We start from the raw sequence: 14,917 nt of genomic DNA, 5'->3' as shown, positions 1-14,917 counted from the left end.
CATCCCGCGACACCTGGCGTCCGCATCCGACCGTGCGACAGCCGTTCCGCGGTCGGCCGTCGTCAGCGGTCGATACGCACGACGGCACCCGCGAGTTGCTTCTCCACCTGCCGCACGTCGGCGTCGACCATGATCCGTGCCAGCTCCTCGACCAGGACCGTGGGCCGCCAGCCCAGCGTCTCGCGCGCCTTGGACGCGTCACCGATCAGCGCGTCGACCTCGCTGGGGCGCTCGTACTTGGGGTCGTAGCGCACGTGTTCGTTCCAGTCGAGGTCGGCGTGGGCGAACGCGGTCTCCAGGAACTGCCGCACGGTGGCGGGGACTCCGGTGGCGACCACGTAGTCCGTCGGCTCGTCGTGCTGGAGCATCCGCCACATGGCCTCGACGTACTCGGGTGCGTACCCCCAGTCGCGGACCGCGTCGAGATTGCCCAGGTAGAGACGGTCCTGAAGACCGGCCTTGATCCGGGCGACGGCGCGCGTGATCTTTCGGGTCACGAAGGTCTCGCCCCTGCGCGGCGACTCGTGGTTGAACAGGATGCCGTTGACCGCGAACATGCCGTACGCCTCGCGGTAGTTGACGGTCGTCCAGTACGCGAAGACCTTCGCGGCGCCGTACGGGCTGCGCGGGTGGAAGGGAGTGTCCTCGGTCTGCGGGGGCGGCGTGGAACCGAACATCTCCGAGGACGAGGCCTGGTAGATACGGGTCTCCACCCCGCTCGCCCGGATGGCCTCCAGCAGTCGCAGCGTGCTCAGTCCGGTCACGTCGCCGGTGTAGAGCGGCGCGTCGAAGGAGACCCGCACATGGGACTGGGCGCCCAGGTTGTACACCTCGTTCGGCTGTATCTCGCGCAGCAGGTTCACCAGCGCCACCCCGTCCGCGAGGTCGGCGTGGTGCAGCACGAAGCGGCGCTCGGCCTCCTGGGGGCCCTGGTAGATGTGGTCGATCCGCTCGGTGTTGAAGCTGGACGACCGCCGCACCAGGCCGTGCACCCGGTATCCCTTCGACAGCAGAAGCTCCGCCAGGTACGAGCCGTCCTGTCCGGTCACGCCGGTGATCAGCGCGGTCTTGGTCATGCGGTGTTCCCCTCCCTGCCGGACCCGCCGAGGAGACGGATCCGGTCCGTACGCCCGCGAAGCACGGGTCGCATGTCATGAACTTCTGGAAATATCGCCCGAGTTGGCGATACGGGCGCACTGATCACGCGGTCCCTGGCATGATCCGGTTCATGACCGCATCGCTCCTGCCCGAACGCGCCCGTGTCTTCGTCGCCGGCCACCGTGGCCTGGTGGGCTCCGCCGTGGCCCGCCGGCTCGCCGCCGAAGGACACGAGGTGCTCACCCGTACCCGCGCCGAACTGGACCTGCGCGACGCCGCGCGCACCGCGGCCGAACTGGCCGCCCTGCGCCCCGACGCGCTGGTGCTCGCCGCCGCGAAGGTCGGCGGCATCATGGCCAACAGCACCCAGCCGGTGCAGTTCCTGGAGGAGAACCTCCAGATCCAGCTCAGTGTGATAGCCGGGGCCCACGCCGCCGGTGTGGGCCGCCTGCTCTTCCTCGGGTCGTCCTGCATCTACCCCAAGCACGCCCCCCAGCCGATCAGCGAGGACGCGCTGCTGACCGGTCCTCTGGAGCCCACCAACGAGGCGTACGCACTCGCCAAGATCGCGGGCATCGTCCAGGTGCAGTCCTACCGGCGCCAGTACGGCGCTTCGTACATCAGTGCCATGCCGACCAATCTCTACGGTCCCGGTGACAACTTCGACCTGGAGACGTCCCACGTCCTGCCCGCGCTCATCCGCCGCTTCCACGAGGCCGCGGCCGAGGGGCGCGAGGAGATCGTCCTGTGGGGCAGTGGCACTCCGCGCCGGGAATTCCTGCACGTGGACGACCTCGCCGCGGCCTGCGCGGTGCTGCTGCGCTCCTACGACGGTGACGAGCCGGTCAACGTCGGTTGCGGCAAGGACCTCACCATCAGCGAACTGGCCGCGACGGTCGCCGAGGTCACCGGGTTCACCGGCCGGATCGCGTGGGACACGAACCGGCCCGACGGCACCCCGCGCAAGCTGCTCGACATCTCGCGGATCGCGGAACTCGGCTGGAAGCCGGCGATCCCGTTGCGCGACGGCATCGCCGCCACCTACGCCCACTGGCGCGACGGCGTCGACGGCTGACGGACCCGGCTGGTTCACGGGCCCCGGCGCGCGCCGCGCGCCGGGGCACTCTGCGGTCATGGGCGGCGCTCTCAGTAGGCCCCGCGGCCGTCGACGACGGCGCGGAACGTGCGGGCCATGACATCCACGTCACTGGTGAACGACCAGTTGTCGACGTAGCTGAGATCCAGCTGAATCGTTTCGTCCCAGGAGAGGTCCGAGCGTCCGCTGATCTGCCATAGACCGGTCATGCCCGGCCGTACGGACAGCCGGCGCCACTCGACGGGCGTGTAGCGCGCCACCTCGTCGGCGAGCGGCGGACGTGGACCCACCAGGGACATGTCACCCTTGAGGACGTTGACGAGCTGGGGCAGTTCGTCCAGAGAGGTGCGGCGCAGCAGTTGCCCGATCCGGGTGACCCGGGGGTCGCGGCGCATCTTGAACATGTGCCCGTCGTTCTCGTTGTCCGCGGCCAGGTCCGCCTTCTGGCGGTCGGCGCCGACCCGCATGGTGCGGAACTTCCACATCACGAAGGGGCGCCCCGCCATGCCGACGCGTTCATGGAGGTAGAGCACCGGCCCCGACGAGGACAGTTTCACCGCGGTCGCGACCACCAGCAGCACCGGCGCCAGCGCGAGCAGGCCCAGCAGGGCGACCCCGCGGTCGAGGATCCCCTTGAGCAACGGCTGCATGCCCTCCCGTACCGGCGGGGCCACCCGCAGCAGAGACATCCCGCCCGCGGATCCGGTCTCCAGCCGCTTGACGGACACCTCCACCAGACCGGGCGCGATGAAGAGTTCGATGCCGGCGTCGTGCAGGCCCCAGGAGAGACGGCGCAGCCGCTCCCCGGAGGTCGCGGCGCCCGGGACGACCAGCACCAGATCGGCGCCGAGCCGGTGCACCGCGCTGATGACCAGGTTGGCGTCCTCCCCGGGAGCCTCCGGCGGGGTGGCGGCGAGCCGCTCCCCGGTCCGGATCCCCGAGGCGAACGGGCCCGCGCCCACGGGGACGGCGCCCACCGCCACGTACGGATGATCGGTGCGCGCGGCGAGGTGGGCGGTGACCCCGTCCGCGGCGGCCGCCTCGCCCACCACCAGGACCTTGATCACCGCCTGCGCCCTGCGGCGCACGGCCGCGAGATGACGGTGCACCGCCTTGCGGCACAGCAGCGTCAGCACCAGGGCCGGCAGCAGCGCCGCCAGACACAGCGGCGCGCGCAGCCGGACACCCGCCGCCGCGTGCCCCACCGCGAGCACACCCAGCAGGATGAACCAGTCGTGGAGCACCGGCAGCGTGCCCCGGCTCTCGCCGATGGACCGGGCAGCGTAGCGCGAGCGGAACAACTGGACGCCCGCCCAGGCGAGTCCGGCGACGATGCCGGTCGGCACCGCCCACGGTTGGTGCGCGGTGAAGAACGTCAACGCGACCGGCACGCCGGCGCCGACGACGTCGGTGATCAGCGAAGCGGGCAGATACCAACGGGACTTGCGTCCCATCCAAAGCGAGGAGCGCGCCCGCGAGCGCGCCCCGCGTGATCTGTCGGAATCAGTGGCCTGAACATCCCACATGTACCCCCCCAGGCACATTCAGCAGCACGAATTACCGAATGTCACGAACACCCATTCGTCGAACATGCGGCACGATGGTGAACAGTACGGCAAACTTGTGTACGCATGTGAGCGTTTACCTGAACGTCATCGAGAAGTGCCGGGACGTATGGATTTTCGGTGCGGCTCCGCTGGGGGATCTCGCGGATGCCGGTCTGACGGAAAGTTGTACGAACATCGAACGTGCTGGCTACAGTGTGCGCCCGGTACGGAAGGGGCCGTACCGGGCTGATGTGGGGGTGCGCGGTGGGGGACAAGAACACGGCTGAGGCCGACGTGGCGGGCCGGGACGACGTCACGGACCGGGAGGAAGAGGCGAGCGGATCCGGCTCGCCCGCACCCGACCCCGTCGACGTCCAGGAGCCGACAGACGACCCTGAGGGCAAGGGGGTTGATGCCTCCGGAAGCCCGAGTGCGCGGCCCCGGCGGCGCGGAAGCCGCGCACGTCGAGTCCTCCTCGGGGCGCTCGTACTCTTCGCCGTGGGCCTGCTCATGGTGGGCGGCGTCGCCTGGTGGGCCGTCAAGCACTACACCGGGAACGTCGACCGCATCTCCGGAGTCTTCCCGACGCAGGTCCCCGCGGCGGCGCAGCCGGCACCCTCCGAGGGTGGTCAGACCTTCCTGCTCGTCGGCGTCGACAGCCGCTCCGAGCTGCCCACCACGGGCCGCGACGCCAAGGCCCCGGAGTGGAAGTACGGGGCCCAGCGCAGTGACACGATGATGCTGGTCCACCTCCCGGCCGACCACTCCGGCGCGTACGTCGTCTCGCTGCCCCGTGACGCGTGGGTGGACATCCCCGGACACGGCAAGGCCAAGCTCAACGCGGCCTTCTCCTGGGGCGGACCTCCGCTGCTCATCGACACCGTGCAGCGGCTGACCAAGGTGCGCGTCGACCATCTCGCCGTCATCGACTGGGACGGCTTCAAGAACCTCACCGACTCCCTGGGCGGAGTGGACCTCGTCGTGAACGGCGCCAGCCGCCACATGAACGGCACCCAGGCCCTCACCTACGTACGCGAGCGCCACCACCTCGCCCGCGGCGACTTCGACCGGACACACCGTCAGCAGTACTTCCTGCGCACGGTGTTGGCCAAGGTCATGCGCCCCTCGACCTTCACCAACCCCGTCAAGGCCGGCAAGGTGCTGGACGACCTCACCGCCGCCGTGAGCGTCGACGACCGGCTCGGCGACGGCGACCTGCGCGACCTGCTGTGGGACAACAGGAACGTGCGCCCCGGGAACATGGTGTTCATGAACGCTCCGGCCAAGGGGACCGACATGATCTCCGGGCAGTCCGTGGTCCTCCTGGACGCCGGCGCGGGCGCCGACCTGTGGCGGTCCATGCGCAAGGACACCGTCGACGACTACCTTCAGTCCCACGACGTCGACCGGCTCGGTGCCACGACGTCCTGACACGACGACGGTGATCACCCGAGGTTCCCGTCCGATGACATTTCGTCACCCAACGGGCCACCCGTACAGTACAGTTCGCCCCGGTGGCCCATCGGCGTCCGCGGAGGACACCCATGACGGATCAGCCCGCTCGTCCAGCGCGCCGGCACCGTAAGACGTCAGGCCGGCGGCGGCGCACCGCACTCGGTGCCGTTCTCGGCCTGCTCCTGATCGGGCTGATCGCCGGCACCGGGCTGGCCCGCGACCGGGAGGACGCCGCGCCCCGCGCGGAGCGGACGAACACCGCGGCGCTCCCCTTCGACCTGCCGGCCACCGGGGCGCTGCGGTCCGGCCCGCACAAGGTGTTCGCGCACTACTTCCCGCCGTATCCGCTCTCCCTCGACAACCAGCCCGCCGATCGCGACTACTACACCCGCAACTACCTCACTCCACAGGGCGAACAGGGCAAGCACGCGGCCTACGGCGGACTGCTGCGCGACCGGCCCCTGCCCGTGACACCGTCCGGCGGCGACTGGCAACTCGCCAATCTGGAACGAGAGGTGAGGACCGCCCGTGACGCCGGGCTCGACGGATTCACCGTCGACATCCTCTCCCTGACCGGCGCCAACCGTCAGCGCGTCGACCTGCTGCTGCGCGCGGCGCGGCACGCCGATCCGGGCTTCCGGATCGTGCTGATGCCGGACATGACCTCCCTGCACACGAACCCGCGCACTCTCGCCGACCAGTTGGCCCGGCTCGCCGCGTCCCCGTCCGCCTACCGGCTGGCGGACGGGCGCCTCGTGGTCTCCCCGTTCAAGGCCGAGGCCCAGGACCCCGCCTGGTGGGGCCAGGTCACCGCCCGGCTGCGCGAACACGGCATCGGCACCGCGCTCGTCCCGGTCTTCCTGGACTTCCGTGCCAACGCCGAGAGATTCGCTCCGATCAGCTACGCCTTCTCGTCCTGGGGCAACCGCAGCTACACCCGCCAGGACAACGTGCCCGGCGACATCAGGCTCGCGCACGCGCTGGGGAAGAAGTGGATGCAGGCCGTGTCCGTGCAGGACGCCCGGCCCAACCAGGGGATCTACGACGAGGCCGGCAACACCGCCACCCTGCGGTCGACCTGGAACCACGCGATCTCCGACGGTGCGGACTGGGTGCAGCTCACCACCTGGAACGACTACTCGGAGGGCAGCCAGTTCGCCCCCTCGCTGCACAACGGCCGCACGTACCTGGACATCTGCTCGTACTACCTCACCCGATTCAAGACGGGGGCCTGGCCGCAGATCGTCCGCGACACCGTGTACGTCACCTCCCGTGTCCAGTTCACGGATGACGGCACCGCCTCGCTTCAGCCCCGGCTGATGCGCCCACGTCCGGGCACCGCGCCGCCCCGCGACCAGGTGGAACTGCTCACCTACCTGACGGCGCCCGCCGAGGTGTCCGCGCGCGTGGGCACGGCGCCGCACGCCTACCGCGCTCCCGTCGGCGTGTCCGCCCAGGACCTGCCGCTGAGTCCGGGGCGGACCGAGGTCGTGATCCGGCGCGCGGGCGACACCGCCGCGGCCGTCACGACCCGCTATCCGGCACGGCGAACGGCCACGGTGCAGGACCTTCAGTACTACGCGGTCTCCAGCGGCCGGTGAATCGCCAGGCGAAGGCAGGGATGACCGGCTGTCCCGGCTGTCCCGGCGGTGTCGGGCCAGGTCGGGTCCTGCGGAACCAGGGCGGCTCGTCGACGAGCTAGGACGGCCCGAGACGGCGAACGCGACGGACGGGGCGGCACCGGAGTGCCATCATCCCCCTCCACTCGAGGTCGACAAACTGATGCGAACGACCGCCATCAGGACGATGGCGAAGGCGTATCCGAGCACCCGGTGCCACTCCGCCGTGTGCCGGAAGTTCATCCCTTGCCCGCATGGGTCCACCGTGTTGCGTTCGGGCCGTCTGCGATGCGCGGCGACACCTGGCCACGTTCGGTGCGGCGTCGAGCGATGAGTTCCGATACGAAGAGAGGTCGTCTTGGTCGAACGTGCCCCCGAGGTGCCGATGGAGATGGTGCCCGGCCCTCGGAGCGTGGGTACGTACCAACTCGGCCGAGACTGATGCCCCACAGGGAGACCCCAGCGTGAGCGACCTTGTCGTCCAGAGGATCGTCCGGCCCGAGCGTGCGGTATCGGGCCCGTGGTTGGAGGTGATCGCCTCGAACCTCGACTACCACCGGGCGACCTTCCTGTGGAAGTGCGAGGGTCTCTCGGATGCGCAGCTGCGGCTACGCGCTGTGGGGTCGTCGGCGCTGACCCTGCTGGGGCTCATGCGCCATCTGCAAGGGGTCGAGCGCGCCTGGTTCCAGCGGACATTGGCGGGCACGGCGCCGCGCTTCTTTCCCTATCGGACCTATGTCACCGCTGACGGCGGTGAGTGGTACGACGAGTCGGACATCACGCCGGCCACGGACGTCTACGCGGACTACCTGAAGGCGTGCGAGGAGTCGCGGCAGGTCTTCGCGAGGGTGACCGCCGACCTCGCGCGTATCGTGCCGAACCCGGAATTCGGTGACACCGACGTGCGGTTCGTCCTTGAGCACGTGATCGAGGAGTACGCCCGCCACGTCGGCCACGCGGATCTCCTCCGCGAAGCCATCGACGGCACCACCGGCGAGTAGCCGACCGCGCGGTCCGATGACCTGCGAGCCGGACCGCCCATGAGCGAGACGGACTGCCCAGGCGCTGGTGGTGGGCGCTGGGGTGGTGAGAGGCGTCCAGGCGGGGTGTTCGTGTTCAGGGGAGGGGGCGTTTGTTTCTCCCCGGATTCTCCCCAGGGGCTCTCAACGTGCCTTCGGTGACTGCGCTCGGATCTGTGCCCTCTCGCAGGGGTGGCCCTGGACCTGATTGCTCAGAGCCAGTCCCGCCGCTTGAAGATGACATACAGACTGGTGCAAACGACCGCCATCAGGACGATGGCGAAGGGGTATCCGAGCACCCAGTGCAACTCCGGCATGTGCCGGAAGTTCATCCCGTAGATCGTCCCGACGAGTGTCGGAGCGAACAGGATCGCCGCCCACGACGAGATCTTCTTGATCTCCTCGTTCTGTTCGAAGCCCGCCTCGGCCAGGGCGCGCATCTCGGCGTTCTGCTGCTGGGTGACCAGGGTCGCGTTGACGGTGAGGATGTCGGCGAGGGCCTGGCGGAAGCCGTCGACGCGTTCGCTGGTGTGGGTGACGTGGTCGGCGACGTCGCGGAGGTAGCGCTGCAGTTCCTCGTCGGTGCCGTACTTGGCGAAGCCGGCCATCAGCGCGTGCAGCATGCCGACCAGTGGACGGGTTGCCCGCTGGAACTCGACCATCTCGCGGGAGAGTTCGTAGATGCGGCGGGAGACCGCGGGATCGCCGCGGAACACCTCCGTCTCGATCTCGTCGATGTCGTTCTGGACACCGGAGACGACGGGCACGTACCCGTCGACGACGGAGTCGAGGATCGCGTAGAGGACGGCCTCCGGGCCGAGCTTCAGCAGCTCCGTGGTGTCCTCCATCCGGCGTCGCACCGCGGAGAGGTCGGGCGCCGCGCCGTGCCGGACCGTGATCAGGAAGTCGGGGCCCACGAACACGTGCAGCTCGCCGAAGTCGACCTCCTCCAGCGCGTCCAGGTAGCGCGCGGCGCGCAGCACGACGAAGAGCGTTTCGCCGTAGCGCTCCAGCTTCGGGCGTTGGTGCGCCTCCATGGCGTCCTCGACGGCGAGCGGATGCAGGTCGAACTCGGCGGCCAGGGAGAGGAGTTCGGCCTCCGTGGGCCGGGCCAGGCCGATCCACGCCATGCCGTCCGGCTGGTCGCGCAGTTCCCGGAAGGTGTCGGCGAGGGACGCGGGCGTCGAGACGCGTACGCCGTCGCGGTACAGGGCCGCCTGTACGACGCTGCCGGTGTCGGAGAGTTCCGTGGCCGGCGGGTCGGGGCGGGGTGCCGGGGGTGCGACGGGGGGCGCGGCCGGTGGATTGAGGGCGCGCCGCCAGACGGACTTCTTGCCGTTCCTGGCGGCCGGGCGGGGGCGTCCCTCGGACATTGCGGCTGCCTCCCATGTCGGTCCGTACGTGTGTGTGATCACGGAGCAGGATATACGGGTCAAATGTCACGGGAAGGGGGCGGGCGTACCGACCGGGCACAGGATCGCCGGGAATAGCGGACCGAAGCTGTCCGCAAGTCTCGTTAGCGTGCGGGGCATGACGAGGACGAACGGCACGACGGCGGACTCCCCGGAGGCACACGGCGCCGAGGCGTACGGCGGCGGTACGCAGGCGAACGCGCAGGCGGGCGCGCATACGAAGGCATATACGAAGGCACATACGAAGGGACCCGCGCGGTCACATGCGAAGACGCGCGCGGGCAGGGCTTCCGCCGTCGTGCCCGTGCTCGGCCCCCGTGCCCTCAACCGCGCGACCCTGGAGCGCCAGCACCTGCTGCGCCGGTCCGCCGCTCTCACCGCCACGGAGGCCGTCGGCCACCTCGTCGGTCTCCAGGCGCAGAACGTGAAACCGCCGTACTACGCCCTCGCCGCCCGCCTCGAAGGGTTCCGGCCCGGGGATCTGTCGACGGCCATGGCGGAACGGGCCGTCGTCCGCATCGTCACCCTGCGCTCCACCATCCACACGCACACCGCCGACGACGCGCTCTCGCTGCGCCCGCTCGTGCAGGCCGCCCGGGACCGCGAACTCAACGCCTTCCGCAAGGGGCTCGTGGGCGTCGACCTGGAGCGGCTCACCGTGATCAGCCGAGAGCTGGTGGAGGCCGAGCCGCGCACCATGAAGCAACTGAGGGAGGCGTTGCTGGCGCAGTGGCCGGACGCCGACCCGTTCGCGCTCTCGGTCGCCGCGCGCTGCCGGCTGCCGCTCGTCCAGGTCACCCCGCGCGGACTGTGGGGCCGCAGCGGGCAGGTCGCGCTGACCACGGCCGAGCACTGGCTCGGCCGCCCCGCCGAGCCCACGCCCGCCCCCGACGCGACCGTGCTGCGCTATCTGGCCGCCTTCGGGCCCGCCTCCGTCAAGGACATGCAGACCTGGGCGGGGCTGACCCGGCTCCGGGAGGCGTTCGAGGGGCTGCGGCCGCGGCTGGTCACCTTCCGCGACGAGAAGGGGGCCGAGCTCTTCGACCTTCCGGACGCGCCCCGCCCCGACGCGGACACTCCGGCCCCGCCGCGTCTCCTGCCCGAGTTCGACAACCTGCTCCTCGCGCACGCCGACCGGTCCCGGGTGGTGCCCGACGGTCTCAAGGGTCGTACGTGGGCGGGCAACCAGGCGTACCGCACCCTGCTCGTCGACGGATTCCTGGCGGGGGTGTGGCGGCAGGACGGGAACGTCCTCACCGTCGAGCCCTTCGGCAGGCTCGCGAAGGCGCAGCGGGACGAGGTGGTGGGGGAGGCGGAGCGGATGCTCCGGGTGATGTCCGGCGACGGGTCCTACGACATCCGCTTCGGGACCGTCACCGGGTAGGACGGCCTCGGACGCGCCTGCCGTACCCGTGTGCAGTGACGGGGAGGGGTGTTGGAACAGGGGGCGTTGCGGGCCGCTCGTGGAGGCCCGCAACGCCCCCTGGTATGACCCTGAGCGATGCTCAGGAAGTGCTCGGTGACTACGAGTTGACCTGCGTCTTCACCAGGTTCGAGAAGGTCGTCAGGCGGGTGTACACACCGGGGTATCCGGCCTCCGCGCAGCCGTTGCCCCAGGACGTGATGCCGGCCAGCACGCCACCGATGAGCAGCGGGCCGCCGCTGTCGCCCTGGCAGGTGTCGGTGCCGCCGTTGGAGTAGCCGGCGCAGACCATGTCGGAGGCCACGTAGTCGGAGCCGTACGACGTCCCGCAGCTGGAGTCCGAGACGATCGGGACGGTCGCGGTGCGCAGCTGGTTGGAGGAGCCGCCGTTCTCCGAGGTGGTGCCCCAGCCGACGATGCGGGCGGTGGTGCCGGCCGCGTACACGCCGGTGTTCGTGGAGGCGACGTACGACGCCGGGGTGTACGACATCGACGTCGACAGGGTCAGCACGGCCACGTCGTCGCCGTTGGTGGCGTCCGTGTAGCCGGGGTTGATCCAGATCCTGCTGACCTTGCTGACGGTGCCGTTCGTACCGTTGAGGTACGTTCTGCCGCCGACGACGCGGACACTGCTCGTCGTCTCGCCGACCATGCAGTGGGCGGCCGTGACGACCTTGTTGGCCGCGACCAGGGTGCCGCCGCAGAACTGGTTCTGCGAGGCGTCCGTGATCTGCATCATGAACGGGTACGCGGTCGTGGTGGTCGTGGTGCCGCCGACGATCGGCTGGGGGGCGGCGACGGCGCCCGGTGCGCACAGGAGGGCGGTCGCGGCGGCGGCAGCGGCCGCCGTACAGAGAGCGGCTGTCCTCGTGGCGCGGTTGAGCCCGAACATGGATCTCCTCAGAAGTTGCCGGTGGGGGGACGCGCGGGTGTGGGGGGTTCGACACGGCGTCCGCGGGCGGACGCCGTGTGCCCGAGCGAGCGGCACGACGCTCACGCTAGAAGCGCGAGCGTTCCGCATCCAAGAGGGGAACCCCCTAGCGGAGTTGGGGGAGGGAAAACCCTTGGCTGCGGGGACCGGGGTTTAGCGTAAGGTCCGCCCCCTTCTGACGGCCCGCACCACCCTGCGCGGCGTCACCCACACCCACCGGACGGCCCGACCAGCCTTGGTCCAGGGGTTGGTGACGGTAGGTCAGCAACGAAATGCGACGCCCGGGAGCGACCTGACGGCCGAGGAGTGACCCTGTGGCCGGATTCACCCGTTCCGGCGCCGCGCGGCCAGCCGGACGATGTCCACCCGCGACCGGATCCCCAGTTTCCGGTACACCCGGGTGAGCGTGGCCTCAACGGTCTTCACACTGATGAACAGGCGCGCCGCGATCTCGCGGTTCGTGGCGCCCTCCATGACGAGTGCGGCGACCTGACGCTCCGTCGCCGCGAGGCTTTCGAGCGCGGCGGGAGCCAGCGCGGCCGGCGTGGGCCCGGTCGTGATCGCCGCCGTCGCGGTCGCCGTCTCCACCTGACGCAGCCAGGGCAGCGCACGGCAGCGGCGGAACAGGCGGGTCGCCTCGTCGTACGAGGTCGGGCCCGGTGTGGCGGTCCCCCCTGCCCGAGCGAAGCCGACAGCGTGGAGGGTCCGCACACCGGCCAGGGCGTACGCGGCGCGGGCCTCTTCCAGTCCGTAGCCCAGCTTGCCGAGCCGGTCCTGCGCCGCGATCAGCTGCCGTACGGCGGCACCCTGTTCGCCGCGCGCCGCCCGGACCAGCGCCTCGGCCCGGTCGAGCACCGCGAGCACGCTCTCGCGGCCGAGCCGCAGGGCCCGCGCCCGCGTGGCGTCGATGACGTCCTGCGCCTCGACCGGCTCACCGATCCGCACCAGCGCCTCCGCGAGGTCGCCGTGCCAGCGGCCGCGGGCGGGGTCGGTGACCCCGAGCCGCTCCTCCAGCTCCCGTACCCGGCGCAGGGACCGGACCACCGCCACGAAGTCGCCGGCGACCAGCTGGGCGTGCCCGAGGGCGCCGAGGGCGCGCGAGAGATAGACCAGGTCGCCGTCCTCCTCGGCGCGGTCCACGGCCTCCCGGGCGAGTGCGAGTGCCCGGTCGACGTCACCGCCCGCGGCCTCCGCGAGCGAGGTGAGCATCGCGGTCGCCGCCTCGCCGATCCCCGTGTCACGGGCCAGCCGCAGGCTCTCGCGGGCCAGGTCCAGCGCCCGCCCGCAGTGCCCGGAACGCAGCTCGGTCTCCGCGAGCCCGCGCAGGAAGTGCAGCTCGCTCTCGACCATCCCGCGCCGCCGCACCTCGCGCAGCAGCGCGGTGATCGTGGTCCGCGCCTCGGCGAGCTGGTCGCCCATGATCAGCCAACGGAAGCGGACGGCGCCCGCGCCGTTGTGGTCGCACGCCACCCGGGGGTCCTGCGGCTCGCGCAGCGCCCGCTGGATGGTCGCGGGTGCGGCCGGGTGCCCCATCAGGGTCTCCATCTGCGCCTGGAAACCGAGCGCGAGGAGTTCGGTGGGCCGGTCCCCGGCGCGGGCGGCGAGCTGCGCCGCGATGGCGGCCTCCTCACGGCCCTTGGTCATCTCGCCCTCGACCAGCAGGGCCCGCCAGGCGAGCTGGTAGCGCACGAGCGCGAGCAGCCGCGGGTCGTCACCCGCGTCCGCGAGCGCCTGCGGGAAGACGGCGTCGACCTCGGCCATGGCCTGCCCCGCCGCGTCGATGACGACCATCCACGCCCGGACACGGTCGGCCGGTGCGGTGACCCGGCGCAGTGCGTCGCGGGCGATGTCCCGCGCGAGGTCCGACTCCCCCGCGGTCAGCGCGTCCTCGGCCGCCTGCAACCGCCGCTCGTCCGGGCCGGGCTCGGCGTCCACGGGGGTGTGCCGGGCGGCGAGCAGTCCGAGCCCGGCGGCGACCGACGGCGCGCCGCGGTCCCGGGCCGCGGCCGCCGCCTCCCCGAGCCGGGCCGCGACCTGCGGATCGGTGCCGGTCGTGGCCAGGGCGAGGTGCCGGGCCCGCTCGATGGGGTCGGAGGCCGCCGTGGAGAGCGCGACGTGTGCGGCGCGGCGCTCGGCGGCGCTCGCCTCCGCGTAGAGGGCGGCGGAGATGAGGGGATGCGCGAAGCGGATACCGGGTGTCTCGCGCTCGGTCGCGAGCAGTCCGAGGGAGGCCGCGTGCGCGGTCTCCGCCTCGGCGTCCTCACGCCCGGCCGCGTGCAGCAGCGCCACCGTGGGGCGGGCGCCCGCGCTCGCGACGAGCAGGGTGCGGCGGGCCTCGGGGGACAGCATCTCCAGACGGCTGAGGACGAGCGCGCGCAGCGAGGTCGGTACGGGCAGCGCTTCTCCGGGGCTCGGCCGGGTCGGGCTCTCGGCGAGCGCGCGGCCCAGCTCCAGGGCGAAGAGCGGGTTGCCGCCGCTGGTGCGGTGGATGTCCCGGACGGTGGACCGCGACAGCCCGGTGTGGCCGCGGTGGCCGAGGAGTTCGGCGGTCTGCGCCCGGGAGAGCGGGTTGAGCCGCACGGCCAGGGTGTTCGGCGGGGACGCGCGTAGATGGGGGTCGTGCTGTCGGTCCTGCGGGTCCGTGTCGGTGCGCACGGCGGACAGCATCCGTACGGGCATCTCGCCGAGCCGGCGGGCGGCGAAGCCGAGCAGCTCGGCGCTGGCCGGGTCCAGCCACTGCAGGTCGTCGGCGACGATCAGGACGGGGCCCCGCGCGGCCAGCGCGCGGAGGACGGAGAGGACCGCGAGCCGCAGGGCGAGCCCGTCCCGCTGCAGGGTCGACTCCCCGCGGCCGGTGAGGGCCGACTCCAGGGCGGTGCGCTGCGGTGCGGGCAGCCGGTCCGAGACCGTGTCCACCACCAGACCGAGCAGGTCGGTCAGCGCGAGGAAGGGCAGATGCGATTCGGACTCGGTCGCGGAGCAGCGCAACACGGTGTGCGCCGATTCGGCGCTTTCCGCGGCCAGCGCCCGCAGGACGGTCGACTTTCCTATTCCGGCGGGGCCGTGCACCAGCAGGCTGCCTCCGCCGGAGAGCTGCTCGCGTGCCGCCGCGAAGAGCTCCTCCCGGCCGATGACCAGGTCGGGGCGGGCTCTCGCAGGTTCCTTGAAGTCCCCTCGCACGCTCACCGCTCCCCTCGCATGTCGTGTCCGGGCCAATGTTAGGCAATAACTCTTTGAATTTCGGACTCTCGGGGTGGTGAGGGAAATAACAGGGGCTATGCATAGGGTATTTCAGGCCACGTCCGATTGAATGGAAA

General features: G+C 71.2%; 10 protein-coding genes. 5 read left to right on the top strand and 5 right to left on the bottom strand.

The genetic code is table 11. The annotated features are described in order from the left end of the window. Positions 1-62 precede the first annotated feature (62 nt). Positions 63-1,076 carry a GDP-mannose 4,6-dehydratase gene (gene gmd, locus OG199_RS11455; RefSeq protein WP_351724863.1) on the bottom strand — a complete coding sequence of 338 codons (1,014 nt, stop codon included), beginning with the start codon at positions 1,074-1,076 and terminating at the stop codon, positions 63-65. 152 nt (positions 1,077-1,228) lie between these two features. Between gmd and OG199_RS11450 the strand changes: the two genes are divergently transcribed. Beyond that, positions 1,229-2,173, top strand: a complete 945-nt coding sequence (locus tag OG199_RS11450) for a GDP-L-fucose synthase family protein (RefSeq protein WP_405829343.1) — start codon at positions 1,229-1,231, stop codon at positions 2,171-2,173. A gap of 71 nt (positions 2,174-2,244) precedes the next feature. On the opposite strand, the gene OG199_RS11445 is transcribed toward OG199_RS11450, so the two are convergent. Next, positions 2,245-3,648 carry an exopolysaccharide biosynthesis polyprenyl glycosylphosphotransferase gene (locus tag OG199_RS11445; RefSeq protein WP_401801062.1) on the bottom strand — a complete coding sequence of 468 codons (1,404 nt, stop codon included), beginning with the start codon at positions 3,646-3,648 and terminating at the stop codon, positions 2,245-2,247. Positions 3,649-3,942: 294 nt separating this feature from the next. On the opposite strand from OG199_RS11445, the gene OG199_RS11440 reads away from it, so the two are divergent. From OG199_RS11440 to OG199_RS11430, 3 genes are all read left to right on the top strand, one after another. Continuing rightward, a complete protein-coding gene (locus OG199_RS11440) occupies positions 3,943-5,172 on the top strand; it encodes an LCP family protein (RefSeq protein ID WP_405829341.1) in 1,230 nt (409 codons plus the stop codon). A gap of 113 nt (positions 5,173-5,285) precedes the next feature. Beyond that, positions 5,286-6,797, top strand: coding sequence for a glycoside hydrolase family 71 protein (locus OG199_RS11435; protein WP_405829340.1), 1,512 nt, complete (start codon positions 5,286-5,288; stop codon positions 6,795-6,797). 482 nt (positions 6,798-7,279) lie between these two features. Beyond that, the gene (locus OG199_RS11430) at positions 7,280-7,816 is read left to right on the top strand and encodes a DinB family protein (RefSeq protein WP_401801055.1); all 537 of its coding nucleotides are present in this window, start codon (positions 7,280-7,282) and stop codon (positions 7,814-7,816) included. Positions 7,817-8,046: 230 nt separating this feature from the next. On the opposite strand, the gene OG199_RS11425 is transcribed toward OG199_RS11430, so the two are convergent. After that, complete coding sequence (locus OG199_RS11425; RefSeq protein ID WP_356797583.1) at positions 8,047-9,207, bottom strand: magnesium and cobalt transport protein CorA; 1,161 nt, start codon at positions 9,205-9,207, stop codon at positions 8,047-8,049. Between the two features lie 157 nt (positions 9,208-9,364). Between OG199_RS11425 and OG199_RS11420 the strand changes: the two genes are divergently transcribed. Beyond that, positions 9,365-10,630, top strand: coding sequence for a winged helix DNA-binding domain-containing protein (locus tag OG199_RS11420; protein WP_405829337.1), 1,266 nt, complete (start codon positions 9,365-9,367; stop codon positions 10,628-10,630). A gap of 139 nt (positions 10,631-10,769) precedes the next feature. On the opposite strand, the gene OG199_RS11415 is transcribed toward OG199_RS11420, so the two are convergent. Both OG199_RS11415 and OG199_RS11410 read right to left on the bottom strand, forming a co-directional pair. Then, positions 10,770-11,561 carry a serine protease gene (locus OG199_RS11415; protein WP_356797579.1) on the bottom strand — a complete coding sequence of 264 codons (792 nt, stop codon included), beginning with the start codon at positions 11,559-11,561 and terminating at the stop codon, positions 10,770-10,772. Between the two features lie 363 nt (positions 11,562-11,924). Further along, positions 11,925-14,786 carry an AAA family ATPase gene (locus OG199_RS11410; RefSeq protein WP_405829336.1) on the bottom strand — a complete coding sequence of 954 codons (2,862 nt, stop codon included), beginning with the start codon at positions 14,784-14,786 and terminating at the stop codon, positions 11,925-11,927. Between the last annotated feature and the right edge of the window lie 131 nt (positions 14,787-14,917).

Origin of the sequence: Streptomyces sp. NBC_01176 (assembly GCF_045039825.1) — a bacterium.
Classification (GTDB): domain Bacteria; phylum Actinomycetota; class Actinomycetes; order Streptomycetales; family Streptomycetaceae; genus Streptomyces.
The sequence above is the reverse complement of the archived record's forward strand: the minus strand, read 5'-3'. Positions and strand labels throughout refer to the sequence as shown.